We start from the raw sequence: 14,908 nt of genomic DNA on the forward strand, positions 1-14,908 counted from the left end.
AGCCCTTTAAAATTCAAACAACAATTAAAAAGCCTTGGTCTGGCGGCGTAAAACAGATCATCGAGCAAACTTAAGAAATAGCGAGTAAAGAACACGAAACGGTGTCCGATTATCTGGGAAAGGCTCAACTTCAGCTTTTTCGATCCAATGGTTGCGATAGAGTAATTACACTGAAACGGAGGCAATTTTCCGACTGCTGAACCCCATCAAAATTGCTGTGGATCAGGATGGCTGCCTGGTTGCCAGAGTAGGTACATCAACAAATAGATACATTCCAACCGATTCGGGTGTGTTTCGTAGTCTAGATGGAGGATCATCAATGTATCCAGTAACAGATGGAACCGGCAAGGTTATTCAATACTACACAGACTCTCCGGGAGTCCTCCTGAGAACACCCTGGTATGCAACAACTGAGTTTGCCTTGCTTTTAGGAGGAGTTTCTTTATTAGTGTTTCTCGGTACGATTATCCGTTGGGCATTGCTGCTGGTAAAGCGGCAGACGAGGCGGATTACTTTTACCCGGCCTGCCGTTTTTGTTGTGACTTTACTAACTCTTGCTCAAATTGGTTTCTATGTACTGTTATTCACTTTAGTAGGAAATGTTCACCCTGTATATGGGATACCTATGGTGGCCCTGGAACCTACGCCAGCTTTAGGATATGTTCAGCTGGTCAGTTGGGTTTATGCTGTTTTGACTGCAGCCATCACTTTGATCGCTCTGAATCAGATTAGAAAGCGGATGAAATATCTTAAGCCTCTTCTATATTCCATTCTATCTCAAGGGTTTGTGTTCTTGCTGTATTATTGGAACTTCCTGTGATTCAGTTAAAAAATGTCACAAACAATGATTACTTCAAGGAGGATAGAGATTTCGCGTAGGAGAATAAAAAAGTGGTTGGCATTTATTGCCATCAATCCATAATGAGGGATGGTTAGGCCGAATGGACTATGTACACCGATTGGTACGGGCGCTGGCTTTTGCAGTAGTATTTGTTGTACTGCTCACGAGTTCATCCCAAAGTTTCACGGAATTGCGTGTGGAGCAAATTGGCAATAGGCTCCAGGCTGGAGAAGGATATCTGGAGATAATGGGGCCGATGGTCTTTATGCATCTCAAGGGCACTCCCTATGAGATGGGGCTTCAACATGGTGCGTTGCTTGCACATTTAATTTCCGCAGAGGAACTGCTGCAGATGAAAGATGAGCTAAATCCGTTGAACGCTCAAAGCTCAGGATTTGATCGGCTTGTTCAGGGTTTTAAAAAATTCTACTTTCAGTACAAGATGGCTCCTTGGATTCGCAGAAATATCCCGGAGCATTTATTTTTGGAGCTCGAGGGCATTGTTCATGGAGTGAGTGGGGGGAAAGATACTGATCCCACGGATGTTATTATCGGCAATGTGTATCAGGATCTAAGCATGAGCTTTGGCTGTACCTCCGTAGTGGCTTATGGTGAGGCCACAGCCAGCGGGTCCTTATACCATGCCCGCAACCTCGATAATCTATCCATGGTGGATTGGGCGCAATATGGCTATGTGGTAGTTTTTGAACCGGATCAAGGATATCCTTTTATCACTCACATATATCCGATTCAAGCTGGTACCATGCAGGCCATGAACAACCATGGAATTACTGTTTCCATGAATTATTCTTTAGTGGATCAGGCTGATAACTCGCTCGATGGTATGGCCATGGTCTTTTTGATGCGTCAAATAGTGCAGTATGCATCAACTTTAGACGAAGCCATCGAAATTGTACTAAGTACACCACGTACCTTTGGTATGAATATTGTGATTTCCGACAGCAAGATCCCTGATGCAGTAGTGCTGGAAGTCGATGCAAATCGTTATGCCATACGAAGAGCCGAGGAAGGACTACTGTTTGCCACTAACCGGTATAACACCGAGTATATGCAGCAGTTCCAAGCCTCAGGCTGGCTGTCTTCTGTACGCCGTGACGGCCGGATCACTCAGTTCCTTTCCGACAATTACGGAGAGATTTGTGCAGAATCCATGGTTGAGCTGCTGCGGGATCGGGGTAAGCCCGGCAGTGCCGAATATGAAGGCCTTTTGGACGGAGTCAACAACGCTGGATCTTTGTTAAGTTGTGTGTTTTCACCCGAAGAGCAGATGGTGTGGATCTCCATTCCCGATGAAGGGCGGGGATCTCCAGACAGCGAATTCTATGCCTTTAGCCTTGCCAGAGCACTGGCAGGCGATCAGCCGGCAGTCTTTTCGCGAAACATTAAGCCCACCAATGAGGATCACAACCTTGCCAACTGGCTGCTTGTCCGGCAGGCAGCACTTGCTTACTCCCAAAACCAGTTAGCTGCCACCCTGGATTATCTTGATCAGCTTGATCTCGAGTTTGCTGATGCTGAAGCGGTATTGAATCTAAAGGCTCGTGCCTGTCTGCGGCTGGGAGACCTAGCGCAAGCTCAACACTACTTCCAGGCCATAGCAGATAGGCCCCATGTATCTGAACCCTATTATCTGCTGGAAGCGCTGGCCACTCTTGGTTCTTTTCACGACAATGCAGGGGATCGAGCTGCAGCAGTTGAGAGCTATCGAGCAGCCTTGGAAGTACAAACTGCCGATTTAGGTGGTGACCCTGACTTTTACCGGCAGCTCGCCGGGGTAGGCCTGCAAAGACCTGTTTATATAGAGCATTCCGGCTCTTCGTATTACTTTACGACTAAAGATAGTGCCATCGCTCGTTTCCTTAAGGCTCTACAGGTTGTCCCATACAATGATGCCGATTTGTACAACCAGTATGACGGGATGCAAATAGCCAATGTTCGAATCCTCGGTGCCCACGACACAAATGAAAGGGTAGTCTCTCGGATTATCCGGCTTGAACCAGGTTCATCGTTTGACGCTTCCCAGTTTGCATCCGGGAAGCGTAGACTTGATGCCCTGGGAGCACTCGATCAGGTTCAAATGCATGTGGTTCCCATACAGGAAAATGCCGTGGATATCGTTGTGCGGATCAGTGAAGGATTTGGCTTCTACTTAGACCCTGTCCAATTCGTGATAGAGAATATCTTGAACCTTTCCCACAAGACAATAGCGATTCGGTACTATAATGTGGCAGGGACCTTGGCATCTATCGGTGGCGAATACAGTTTTGGGCCAAGTCGCCGCAGAACGGCCTACCTGACATTCCCCCTCGGCCTCTGGCCGACTACTGTACGCTATCAATCACAAACAACGAACACCAAGCTCGGTTGGGGTAAACATGAGGGAAGTCAATACAGTCTTGATCGGAAGGACATTTCCATCACCAGCAATGTACCGCTTGGGCATTACAGTGGGATAGGCCTCATGCTGGGATATTCGCAGAGTTACGTTAACGACATCAGTACAACCACAGGCTTTGTTGTACCTAGTGGTGAGTATGCGACCCTGGCTGCAACGCTCCAAACAGGTATACCCGGTACTACAACTTGGACCCAAGGAGGGACTTCCGTAAAGGCTGGTGTTGCCATCCTGGCAAATAGAGAAGACTTAGCTGAGAGTTTTACCAGCTGGCACATTGGAGCGAGAAACCTGTCCTATCTTGGGGAAGGCTTTGTTGCTTGTGCAGAGATAACTGCTGCTCGGACTGAAAGCGGGACTCCGTTTGATCGCAGACTTCGTTTGGGTGGCAACGGGCAACTAGGTACAGATTCTCCCATATTTGTGGGCGAGATGTATCTGTATTCTAAGTTGGAAGTGAGGCGTTATTTCACTTATGACCTGGCAGCTCATGTTGATTATGAGGTAGCCAAAATCTGGGAAGATGCAGCTAAAAGAGATCAAAGCAACCTGCTGCATAGTATTGGTGTGGGTTTAACCTACCAAACACCAATAGGCATAAAAGTTCAAGCACGGTACAGTAAGAATCTGACCTTGCCAGATACAGACAGCTTAAGAATTGGCATTGTCAATCCCATATAGAGAAGGCTCATAACGATTTTCCAAGGAGCTTACAGGAATTTCATTATGACCCGTGGGCGAAAGTGAGTCAACAAAATCTGGTGAATCATCTTATGTTATGGATATCGGTAATCGAGTTGGTGCAGGATGAACAAAATCAAAGGAGTGTCAAACATGTCAAGATCTAAAGGACGACTTTGTAGTGGGTTGTATCAAGTTGGGGCGGTTAAGAGAACCATCATCATTTGGCTCCTTCTCCAGTCTGTACTCTGGCTGTTTTTCGCAGTAGGATATTGGGCAAAGCCTGGTGCGTGGGTAGATGTGCAGACAGTAGCACCTTCCAGCGCAGCAGTCGGCGGGGTGGCCACTACAGCAGGCTACATCGTGGCCAGGAACTGCATCGTGCTGCTGCTAATTGGTGCAGGTAATTTATTGGTTCGGTTTGGTTCGGTTACTCCTGGTCTGTTAGTACTACTTGTTCAGGGCGCGGCAATTGGTTGGGTAGCAGGGACGAATAGCTTTGAAGTTCCGTTTGCTAGTGTGGCGGCGGCAAACATGCAGTATTTGCGAATAGGCTTATGGGAGACAAGTGCCTATGCCATTTTTTGTGCAATTACTCTCACCAAATCATTGCTTGTCGCTAACAGTTTTCCCGCTAGGGAGTGGGCTGAACAGCATACTTTGCGATCCCTGAAGTTTACCGGTACAGAAATAGCATTAGGTCTGTTGGCATTTCTTTTTCTGGTCGGAGCAGCCTTGGTCGAAGCATTATATCTCACGAGATAAGAGCAGTGAAGACATTGTGGATTTGCCTTATACTACGGCAGTCGAGAAAAGTTTGACCAGAGGGGATCAGAATGAACGTTAGTAAAGCGGTCCATCTCAAGCATCACATGTAATCTACGGAAGAATAGGTGGTTGTCATGGTGAAGAAACTTTTAGGTTTTTACCAGCGCTTAGTATGTCATCCTGTGCCTATTATCTTTGCGCTGGCGTTTTTATCTGCAAAAGTATGGTCCAATACTTCATATGGTGGTAATCTGTTCAACGGATTACGCTCTGGTATCGTAGGCATTGTAGTCTATGGACTTGCCTTAGGGATAATATACCTCCTGTCAGAGAAGCCTTTAGGGGAACGATTCGCTGTGCAGAGATTGGAGCCAAGACAGGCAAAGCGAGGTGCGGTGATCGTTTTTATCATTTATTTGTTCATCCTGGGCTCGATTGTGGACAGATTGCAGAGACAAGGGTTTATGCCGGGGCATCCATTGTTTTCAGTGATCCCGGGATGGAATCTTTGGCATAATCTTTTCAATGAATTTCCAGGGGGATATATGACTGCCAACATTGTACGCAGCTTGCCATTCTTCGTATTTATTCCTGCCTTTGTTTTGTATAGATTAGGAGTGAAGCGGGGAGGGCTTGGCTTTTCTGGAGGCGATTTGAAACCTGCGCTCCCGTTTTTGATTATCTACATGATAGCATTCCTCTTTAGTGGCTTGACAATAGAACGCTGGGTTTTTCTATTTTACGCCATATTGTACGCGGGATTTCAAGAAGAGTTCTTTTACCGCGGTGTGATGCAACCTTTGTTCATAGCCATCACCAAGAAACCAATCTGGGGGATCGGTCTGTCTGTATTGTTGTTTGCTCTCTTGCACATTCCAGATTTTGTTTTTCGGGTTTATCCTACTGTACCCTTGGCTTTAAGTAGTGTTGCGAGCACCGGATTGTTTGGAGGCTTGCTGGCCTATGGGGTTTATCGTACAGGAATGCTCTGGCCTTGGATCCTGATCCACGCTCTCAGTAATGTGGTAGGTTTTTAGGTGCCAGGTCTTCCTCTGCACAGGTAGCACACTGCTGGAGGATTGTGTCCAACTACTAGATGGAGGTCATTATACACGGGCAGAAGCCGTGTATGCTACGTTGAATGGATAATACTCCCTGCCGATGCCAGGACAGCCCTGTCATGTGGCAGGGATTTTCATTATTACTAATTTATGCGATTCTGTGGACGAAGTTTTCTTTACGATGTGCCTAAAATGATTCACATATGACTGCTAGCGATGAACAGACAGCCATATTTTTACGATTAATGGATGAACTGCTGATTGAAAAGACGCTCGATGGATACCACGATGCTTTGGTTTCCCAAAATGTCGATTTGCTCTCTTCGGTATATAGCAGTCATGTGTTGGTGAACACACCTAATATGGAGGGAACTCTACCAAAAAACTCAGTCATTGAAATGCACAAAGCGGAATGGGATATTGCTATTTATGTGGAGAGTCAGATAACTAATTACAAAATAGAATTCAAGGGTAATGATCGCGCTACCGTAGTAGGGATATGGAATTACGCAATAAAACAAAACGGATTTGTACAAGGTATTACTGATGTGACCGGGTACAGTCTGAGAAAAATAGATGGAACATGGTTGATAGATGGGATTGCGATAATTTGGCAATGAGTTGTGAAGAAAACTTTGGGTATACGATTGTATCGAATCAAAGAAACACTACCATTTTATGGATGATGGTCATTTGATCGGCAACTTCATTAACAAAACAACAAAACCCCAGCTAAACTGGGGTTAATCTTCTTATGGTGCCGAAGGGGGGATTTGAACCCCCACGGGCGTGAAGCCCACTGCGCCCTGAACGCAGCGCGTCTGCCAATTCCACCACTTCGGCTCGCTTACGACAATGTGATTTTAGCACATATCCTCCTACAGATCAAGGGCCCGATGATCTTTTCTTTGCAAAAATCCTTGAGAACCCAGTGCGCCGATAGTGTTACGGGCATTGTCCCCTCCTAAACCGACCTACACACCAAAGTACCAGCGGTAGTCTAGCCTGCCTTGGCCCACTCCTGTATTAACAGACCTCTGAAGCTGCAAGTACTAATAGCCGTCCACCGCGTCTTCCCCCTCCAATAGCCCACAACCCAATGCAGCCCAGAGATACTCAGATCTACTCCCAACCAATCCTTGTCTTAGAGGTCCGAAAACCGCCGTTTGAGAAACCTAACCACAACTACCATCCCCACTACTCCAACCAGCACTAAGACAATGAGGCTATAAATATCCAAGTACTCAACGATTATCTCCCATGCATTTCTCGCGAGTCGACCCAGCAACACCAAAACCACATTCCATATGGAAGTACCGATGATGGTTAGTATCAAGAAAGAACGTGGAGGCATTTTGGACATACCTGCCGGCAAGGAGATCAGACTCCGCACAATGGGGACAAAGCGACAAAGGAAGACAGCCAAGTTGCCGTGCCGCAAAAACCATTCTTCCGCCTTTAGCACATCATCTTTCTTCAAACGCAATACTTTGCCCCATCTACCATCCAGGAGACGTCCCAGCCGTTCAGCATTCATCAGCCGCCCAACACCATAGAGGATCACGGCCCCAAGCACCGAACCGACGGTGGCAGCCACCACCACACCCCAAACCCTCAAGCTTGTGTAAGTGGTTACAAAACCACCAAAGGTCAAGATGACTTCCGACGGTATTGGCGGAAAAACGTTTTCCAGGGTAATCAACAAGAGTATCCCGATATACCCATACCGATTGATGATGTCCACGACTACCTCATGCATGACGTACTCCCTTTGAATCTAGCCTCCATACATCTTATGTCACTCTCACGATCCTAATGCACGCTACTACGGTAGACCATCAACATCCAAAAGGGCTTTCCAACTCACTAGGCCCTCCCAAAAGACCTTATCTGCAGCCATATTGCAGTTGCCCCTAACCCAACGCTAGAAACTTCAACCGACTAAAACAAGAATTGGGCACCCAGCAACAACCCTAGGTGCCCAATCGCATCCCACCACAAACTAGCTTATGCCTTAATACCTGAATACGCCATCGTACTCAGAACCTGACTCTGCAGAATCAGGAACACAATGATCACCGGAGCGGTCATCAGCAACGAAGCCGCGGCCGCAGCACCCGCACGTCCGATACCGCCGCCTTGAATCGTCTGAATCGCTACCGGCAACGTCTTCATAGCCTCTGTGCGCAGATATACCACGGGAGACCATGAGTCATTCCACACACCCATGAACGCGAAGATTGTCACAGTAGCCCAGGCGGGCTTAGCAAACGGTACAACCACCTTCATGAATGTACTCCACTCCGATGCACCGTCCACCTTCGCCGCGTCAATGAGTGAATCAGGAATCTGCGTCATAAACTGTCGCATCAAGAACATATTCATGGGACCGGCCAGAGCAGGCAGAATCAACGCCCAGTACGTATCAATCAGCCCCAACCCGTTGATCACCAGATAACCAGGGATGGTTGTTACCGCGCCGGGGAACATCAACGCGGACACGATAACGTTAAACAAGAAATCCCTACCCGGCATACGGTGATGTTTCGCCAAGGGATACGCACATAAACTTGAGACAATAACACTACCGACAACCACGATCACAGAAACCCACAGACTGTTGAACAAGTATCTTGAAAAGGGGACATCCGTACCGGACGTGGCCACCAGCAGATCAGCAAAGTTGTCCAGTGTTGGGTTCCGCACAAAAAACCTTGGTGGGAACAGGAACAACTCATCTAGCGGCTTAAAAGCATGGGATACCATGAAGATCAAGGGAAGCATCTGGAATAGTCCCAGGGCCGTCATGAAGATGATCAGCAACGTCCTCCCCGAGAAAAATCCTCTCTTCTCAACAATAGCCATCCGATAAAACCTCCTCGAAATAACGTGACCAACACCACGTCAGCGAAAGCAGCAGGAGAGAGACTCCTGCTGCCTCTAGACCAGGTCTTAGAAGTCACCTCTGGTTGAGAACACCTTCATCAAACCACGGTTCAGCGAGAAAGTCGCCACGAACAAAACCATCGCAATCGCACAGGCATAACCAAGCTCATACCTGATGAACGCGTAGTCATGCAAGTGAGCAACTATTGTATGGGTTGCATACAACGGGCTTGGTAAGCCAGTCAACGCTACGGCAACTCCAAAGACGTTGAAGGAGTTCACCACCGCCATCACCGCACCGAAGAGCAACTGCGGTCTCATCATCGGCAGCGTGATATACCAAATCTCCTGGAACTTGCTTTGAATCCCGTCGATGGCTCCCGCTTCATATAGTTCGTCGGGCACCGTCTGCAATCCAGCCAACATCGCCAAGAACCCGGCACCCATACTCATCCACAGGGACACCAAGATTACCACGGGCATCTGGGTGCGTACATCCTGTAGCCACAGGAAGGGCTCCCTCATCACACCCATATTGATCAAGAAGTTGTTAACCAACCCATAGCGGTCTCCTGAGAAGAAGTACTGCCAGATTACACCCATCGCCACACCCGACGTCATGGACGGAGCATAGAACGCCAGGGTATAAGCCAACCGGAACCTTCTGAGCTGGTTAATCAGCCACGCCAATAAAAAGGAGGCAATATATCCCACAGGACCGCTAATTACCGCAAACACGATCGTGTTCTTAATGGCAATCAGGAATATATCATCTTCCAGGAATAACAGACGATAGTTCGTCCATCCGATCCACCGCGGTGGTTCCAACACGTTAAAGTACGTGAAGCTCAGGTATATCGCAGCCAGTACAGGTCCAATAGTAAACAGCGCAAACAGGATCATGTACGGGGCCACGAACAAGTACGACAACTTGTGTTGCTTTATACTCTTCCACAAATCCTTAAGCTTCTGCCCAAACGTTAGCTCAACCGTTTGAAGCCCACCAGTTTTATTCCCAAATTCCACTTTCTGCTCAGCCATAATCAGTCACTCCCTTCAGCCTGCTGCAAAACGCTGCGGAGATCTTCAGCACTGGTAATACCGAATTCCTCCTGCTTTCTCTTCAGTTCTCGGTTAATATCACGAACCGCTTCTTCGAGAGCCTCCATTGGGTTCCACCCTTGCAGAACCACCCGGTTCCAAGCGTTCTTGATATGCCGGTCCGTGTAGTAACCGCCCAATACTACCGGGATTTCCTGGAACCATTCCCACTGCTCCAAAATAGCCTCGATATCTTGGCGCGGCCACGGGAGAGACTTCAACGCCTCAACGTTAGCTGTGTTCCATCGGGCTTCGACACCGATCAACGCTTCGAGCTCTGTTCCGTATTGGGCTTGCACTTCCGCGCTGGTCCACCACTTCAAGAACTCCCATGCGGCCTCGGGATCATCACAGTCTCTCATAATAATGGCAACCTGTGACGAACCTCCAGCACTTCGGTCAATCACACCGTCTTCTCTCATGCGGCCAGGCATCGGCGCCATCTCCCACCATCCGGTAATCTCCGGAGCGGCAGTGGATAGCTGAGTATACACTCCGTAACCTGCTACACCGATGGGAATCTCACCGGTACGCATCCGCATGTAGAAGTTGGCTTCCATCGGAATCCTATAACTGGTATACAGGTCCGTGTATTCCTTAAAGGCCTGTAAAGCTTCAGGCGTATCCAGCGCCGACCTCAATCCGTCGTCAGTGTAGAACTGTCCTCCATGCTGGTATAGGAAGGGCATAAACCCAGCACTAGAACCACCACCGCCGTAGTAGAAGTCAAGTCGGTTGGCATGGAGGGTCGGAATCATCTTGTAGACATCTTCCCAGGTCTGCGGCGGTTCAAGCCCTAACATACCGAGGATATCGGTACGATAGAACATCATCGAGAAGTCCTGGTTCTCAGGCAGGGCGTAAACTCCTCCCCGATACTCAAAGGGAGTCATCGCACCAGGACGGAACCGCTGGGCTACTTCCTCAAAATCAGGGAATTGGGATAGATCCACCAACCCATTACGAATCGCAAACTCTACAGGCATTGTAGGCGGTACGCCCAACGCCAAGTCTGGACCCTGTCCCGCCACGGTGGCTAGCAACAACACCTGGGTTTGGTTCGAGGGAAGAATATTCATATTCACATGGATACCTGTTACCGGGGTAAAGGTCTCCTCAGCCATCTCCTTGATGATCTGAGTCCATTCACGACCACGTAGAGACCAAACCTCCAGGACACGGCCTTCCTCATGATAGCTTCCTACACCGGTGTAATCCTTGTTGAAGGAATCCCGGAAGTTGAAGAAGCTAAGGCTCCATCTTTCCCAAAGACTAGACCTGCCGCGAGGCTCAGGCATGTCTGGGCTAGCAAAGGCGATGTAGTCCATTCTAAGCGACTTGTTCTGCAGGTCCAGGATCCATGTCCCCAAGGACTGTTGGTTGGTCTGGAAGCGCTCAAGTCCAAGAACCATCCGGTCCGGGTCATCCAGGAACTGATCAAGTTGCTCTAAGACGATCAGAATACTGTTGGCGATAATCGGTCTCTTACCCAGCGCCAATTCAGTAAGGAAATCTACCTCACCGGCCAACTCTTCACGGATGGCCTGCAAGTCCTCGATCAAATTGGGAATACGCTTTTCCAACTCCCATTCCATGTTCGGGTCGGGATTTCGTCCAATTAGCATACTGACCCTGTGACCCAAATCAGCCATTTTCCGAATGGTGCTAGTAAACACGTTGACAGTACGGGCCACTTCGCCCACCTTAACGGTCATAGTCAAGGTGTGTTCCCCAGCTTCCAACGGAATCAGATAGGGCTGACCATTTTCATCGGAAAAGACTTCAATGCGCCAGTGCTTATCACGGTAGAAGTTGACTTCCTTCATTTCCTCAAAGAGGAACTCACCGTCAATTCGAATAGAACGAACCGAAGGTAGGTGCTCGTCCTGGTATACGCGCATAATCAGTTTATAGAAGCCTGTCTCGGGTACGGTAAACTTCCAGGTAACCTCTTGATTACCCTTACGCCAACGCCAGCCGCCGAATTCATTCAAGCGCCACTGGCCAGCTGCGAAGGGCTCAGAAAGGGGATCGGAACCAAATTCCCGACGGATAGTAGCGTCGCTCTTAGTGTAGGTGTCTTCGGCTTGGAACTTGACAAAAACGTTCTCGACCTCTTTATAGCCTTTCGCCCTATATTCATTCAAGACTTCTTCGTAAGTTGGTACCTTCTTCAGGCCACCGAGGACGATCGTGTCAATGGCGATTGGCTCAGATAGGGCCTCTAAACGAATAGTATGGGTACCTTCTTCTAAATAGAACAGAACCGGATCAATATATAGACCATCGGGATCATACAGTTGAGTTGTAATCCATTGCTTGATCTCAACCTGAGCCGGTTGCACGTCATTACCGCGGTTATCCTGAATTGGAGGTGCGGCATCTCGAAATAGCCGATTGAATTGGAAGCGACGGGCTTCCCTGAAAGGATACTCGCCGTCAATCTTCAGCGCTCTACGGATAGGTGCACGCTTGCCTTCAATCGGATAGTAGGTGAAGGTCATCGAATACAGACCGGATTTGGGAATCTCGACGGTCCATTCGACCCACGTATCCATGGTTTCGCTTTCGCGCCAAATTAGGATCTCGCCGGTGCGCCCATCCAACTCGCTAACCACTTCCAAAGTGTCTGCATTGGTATCAGAATAGTGCGCTCCTTTTATGACGACTTCAACGTCACTAATCTCATACCCTTGTTCCTTATAAGTTTGCATCATGTTCCAGTAGGGCTCTTCCGGTAACTCAAAGAGACTGGCCCGTACATCAGCGGAAGCATAGGCTTTCTGCAAAGCAAACTGCAAGGAAGCAATCACAAACATGCCAAGCAGCACTATAGTCGCTACCGCAAGGCGCATGCGTCGCTTGTCCGGAACCCTTTTTGTAATCGCAACCAATTGGACAACCTCCTCTTCGTAAATCAACCCGACTCCAATCAATAGCAGAAAGTGACCTTAATAAAGGCGGTCACAATACCCCCGACATAGAGTAAGGTATTCAGCAAGATACCCTTATATCCATCATATTGAAACGGAACTGCATCATGCCAGGAATGTAATATCTTGTATCATTATAGGTTTTCGACTTATTCAAGTCAAGCTACCGATTAGAGCAGGGTTGATGGGCTTAAAACTAAGCCCACCACATTTCTCCAGCCGCTTCGGTAATGAGGACGTCCTGAAGGAACTTGACAGCCTTCTCAAACCCTTCATTCGGGGTCATCAGACTGTCCTCATGTTCAATACTCAGAACATGGTCATAACCGACCAACCGAAGATTGCTGACAATGTCCTTCCATACAAGATCGGAATGACCATAGCCCACAGTACGGAAGATCCAGCTTCTATTTATCTCATCGCCATAGTGTTTGGTATCCAAGACACCATTGCGGGCAGTATTGATGGGGTCAATGCGACAATCTTTTGCATGCACGTGGAAAATCGCATCACCCAATTCTCTTATCGTTGCCACAGGATCCATGCCTTGCCAGAACAAGTGGCTGGGGTCGTAGTTGGCACCAATCTCGGGACCAACGGCGGCACGGAGCTTCAGCAACGTTTCAGGATTGTATACCAAAAATCCTGGATGCATTTCAAAGGCAATCTTGGTTACTCCGTGGTCCTTCGCAAACTTAACTTCTTCTTGCCAGAATGGAATGGCCACTTCTTGCCACTGCCACTCTAGAATCTTCAGAAAATCATCGGGCCACGGACAGGTAACCCAGTTGGGATAACGTGCATTAGGTCCGTCACCAGGACACCCGGAGAAGGTGATAATCGTATCAATACCTAGTTTCTCTGCCAGCAGGATTGCCTTTCTTTGCACTTCGCGATGGGCCTTAGCAATTTCCTCTTGTGGATGTAGGGGATTACCGTGGCAGCTTAGAGCACTAATCTCGATGCCCCGGTCGTCGAAGAGCTTTTTCCATTCATCTAACTTCTTAGGATCCTCGAGCAGTTCGTCAACAGGACAATGGGCATCCCCTGGAAAATTACCTGTTCCGATCTCGATGGCTTCCAAACCCAAAGACTTAATGTAGTCCAGGGTGTCAACTAGACTCCGCTGGGAAAACAACGGATTAAAAACGCCTAGCTTCATTGCTTGAGACCTCCCCCGAGAGTTATATACTACACATATACATAACAATAACACAGCCTCCCGCAGAGGCCGTATTATTCGTTCCTTTGTATTCGTTTGTCTCTAACTCTATTCGACCTAAATGGACATATTCCTGCCCACCGTGGAGTCTTTTTTCTTGGTAATTGGTGCGCATCCTTGTTTTGCCTGAATCACACGAACCCCCTGTTCTCGCATCTTTGCAATATAGCTCTCATCGGTTTTACTGTCAGTAATAACACAGTCTATCTCGTCCAAACCAATGATGCTACAGAAAGCAACATTTCCAAACTTGGAATAATCTGCAACAACGATGGTTTGCTCTGCAGCCTTAATCATCAACCGTTTGATCTCAGTATCCACCTCGCTAGCATCAGTGAGGCCATGTTCTATAGTAATACCTTTACAGGAAAAGACAGCCTTGTCCACATGAAAGTGTCGAAGTGTCCAAGTTGCCACGGGGCCAACAAAGCCTAAACTAGTATTGCACAATGTGCCGCCAACCCCGATCACCTTAATATTTGGAAATGTCGCCATTTCGTTAATAATCCGCAGAGAATTTGTCACCACAGTAATACCTTTCTTGTTCACCAGTCGCCGCGCGGTATATAGAGCGGTACTGCTGGCGTCTAACATGATGGTATCACCATCGTTAATCAACTCCACTGTTTGCAACGCGATACTGGTCTTTTCAGCAGGGTTCTTAATCTCCCGTACATGATATGGCAACTCAAAACTGGATCCGACGCCGATGGCTCCACCATGGACACGCCTGACTAATCCCTGCTTCTCCAATTCTTCCAAATCTCGACGGATCGTCTCTTCTGTAACGCCGAACAGCCGGCTTAGATTGGAAACCCGAACCGTACCTCTTTTCTGAATCTCATTAAGAATACCTGCTCGGCGTTCCTCTCCGAGCATATAACCACCTCAGAAGAAAGTTTTGCCCTAGGGCCCCTTCTTATTTCTGCAGAGAAATCTTGTTTTCCTTCCGGGACAGTATTGCGACGATTAAATAAAAAAGACCCCTAAATACGCCCT

General features: G+C 48.1%; 11 protein-coding genes and 1 tRNA gene. 5 read left to right on the forward strand and 7 right to left on the reverse strand.

Annotated features, from left to right (window positions below; translation table 11 throughout):
* The first annotated feature begins 319 nt into the window (after positions 1-319).
* The 5 genes from GXX57_10910 (at position 320) to GXX57_10930 (ending at position 6,387) form a co-directional block, all read left to right on the forward strand.
* Positions 320-820 (forward strand): hypothetical protein, encoded by a 501-nt coding sequence (locus GXX57_10910; GenBank protein ID HHV45158.1) that lies wholly within the window; start codon positions 320-322, stop codon positions 818-820.
* A 121-nt stretch (positions 821-941) separates the two neighbouring features.
* Positions 942-3,938 carry a hypothetical protein gene (locus GXX57_10915; GenBank protein ID HHV45159.1) on the forward strand — a complete coding sequence of 999 codons (2,997 nt, stop codon included), beginning with the start codon at positions 942-944 and terminating at the stop codon, positions 3,936-3,938.
* A gap of 153 nt (positions 3,939-4,091) precedes the next feature.
* Entirely contained in the window at positions 4,092-4,703 is a 612-nt protein-coding gene (locus tag GXX57_10920; protein HHV45160.1) for a hypothetical protein, read from the forward strand.
* A 140-nt stretch (positions 4,704-4,843) separates the two neighbouring features.
* On the forward strand, positions 4,844-5,743 hold the full coding sequence (locus GXX57_10925; GenBank protein ID HHV45161.1) for a CPBP family intramembrane metalloprotease: 900 nt from the start codon (positions 4,844-4,846) through the stop codon (positions 5,741-5,743).
* A 227-nt stretch (positions 5,744-5,970) separates the two neighbouring features.
* Complete coding sequence (locus tag GXX57_10930) at positions 5,971-6,387, forward strand: nuclear transport factor 2 family protein (protein ID HHV45162.1); 417 nt, start codon at positions 5,971-5,973, stop codon at positions 6,385-6,387.
* A 135-nt stretch (positions 6,388-6,522) separates the two neighbouring features.
* Here the strand turns inward: GXX57_10930 and GXX57_10935 are convergent.
* The 7 genes from GXX57_10935 to GXX57_10965 form a co-directional block, all read right to left on the reverse strand.
* Positions 6,523-6,610 (reverse strand) — tRNA-Leu (locus tag GXX57_10935).
* 301 nt (positions 6,611-6,911) lie between these two features.
* Positions 6,912-7,526 carry a DedA family protein gene (locus tag GXX57_10940; GenBank protein HHV45163.1) on the reverse strand — a complete coding sequence of 205 codons (615 nt, stop codon included), beginning with the start codon at positions 7,524-7,526 and terminating at the stop codon, positions 6,912-6,914.
* 248 nt (positions 7,527-7,774) lie between these two features.
* The gene (locus GXX57_10945) at positions 7,775-8,632 is read right to left on the reverse strand and encodes a carbohydrate ABC transporter permease (GenBank protein ID HHV45164.1); all 858 of its coding nucleotides are present in this window, start codon (positions 8,630-8,632) and stop codon (positions 7,775-7,777) included.
* A gap of 87 nt (positions 8,633-8,719) precedes the next feature.
* Positions 8,720-9,694 carry a sugar ABC transporter permease gene (locus tag GXX57_10950; GenBank protein ID HHV45165.1) on the reverse strand — a complete coding sequence of 325 codons (975 nt, stop codon included), beginning with the start codon at positions 9,692-9,694 and terminating at the stop codon, positions 8,720-8,722.
* A 2-nt stretch (positions 9,695-9,696) separates the two neighbouring features.
* Positions 9,697-12,648, reverse strand: a complete 2,952-nt coding sequence (locus tag GXX57_10955) for an extracellular solute-binding protein (protein HHV45166.1) — start codon at positions 12,646-12,648, stop codon at positions 9,697-9,699.
* Positions 12,649-12,883: 235 nt separating this feature from the next.
* Positions 12,884-13,849, reverse strand: a complete 966-nt coding sequence (locus tag GXX57_10960; protein HHV45167.1) for a sugar phosphate isomerase/epimerase — start codon at positions 13,847-13,849, stop codon at positions 12,884-12,886.
* A gap of 117 nt (positions 13,850-13,966) precedes the next feature.
* Positions 13,967-14,788 (reverse strand): DeoR/GlpR transcriptional regulator, encoded by an 822-nt coding sequence (locus GXX57_10965; GenBank protein HHV45168.1) that lies wholly within the window; start codon positions 14,786-14,788, stop codon positions 13,967-13,969.
* Positions 14,789-14,908 lie beyond the last annotated feature (120 nt).

This window comes from Bacillota bacterium (assembly GCA_012839765.1).
Classification (GTDB): domain Bacteria; phylum Bacillota; class Limnochordia; order DUMW01; family DUMW01; genus DUMW01.

Coding starts and splice junctions, on each gene's coding strand:
- GXX57_10965 (HHV45168.1), bottom strand. CDS start 14,788: ATGCTCGGAGAGGAACGCCGAGCAGGTATTCTTAATGAGATTCAGAAA.
- GXX57_10915 (HHV45159.1), top strand. CDS start 942: ATGGACTATGTACACCGATTGGTACGGGCGCTGGCTTTTGCAGTAGTA.
- GXX57_10950 (HHV45165.1), bottom strand. CDS start 9,694: ATGGCTGAGCAGAAAGTGGAATTTGGGAATAAAACTGGTGGGCTTCAA.
- GXX57_10945 (HHV45164.1), bottom strand. CDS start 8,632: ATGGCTATTGTTGAGAAGAGAGGATTTTTCTCGGGGAGGACGTTGCTG.
- GXX57_10920 (HHV45160.1), top strand. CDS start 4,092: ATGTCAAGATCTAAAGGACGACTTTGTAGTGGGTTGTATCAAGTTGGG.
- GXX57_10910 (HHV45158.1), top strand. CDS start 320: ATGTATCCAGTAACAGATGGAACCGGCAAGGTTATTCAATACTACACA.
- GXX57_10960 (HHV45167.1), bottom strand. CDS start 13,849: ATGAAGCTAGGCGTTTTTAATCCGTTGTTTTCCCAGCGGAGTCTAGTT.
- GXX57_10940 (HHV45163.1), bottom strand. CDS start 7,526: ATGCATGAGGTAGTCGTGGACATCATCAATCGGTATGGGTATATCGGG.
- GXX57_10930 (HHV45162.1), top strand. CDS start 5,971: ATGACTGCTAGCGATGAACAGACAGCCATATTTTTACGATTAATGGAT.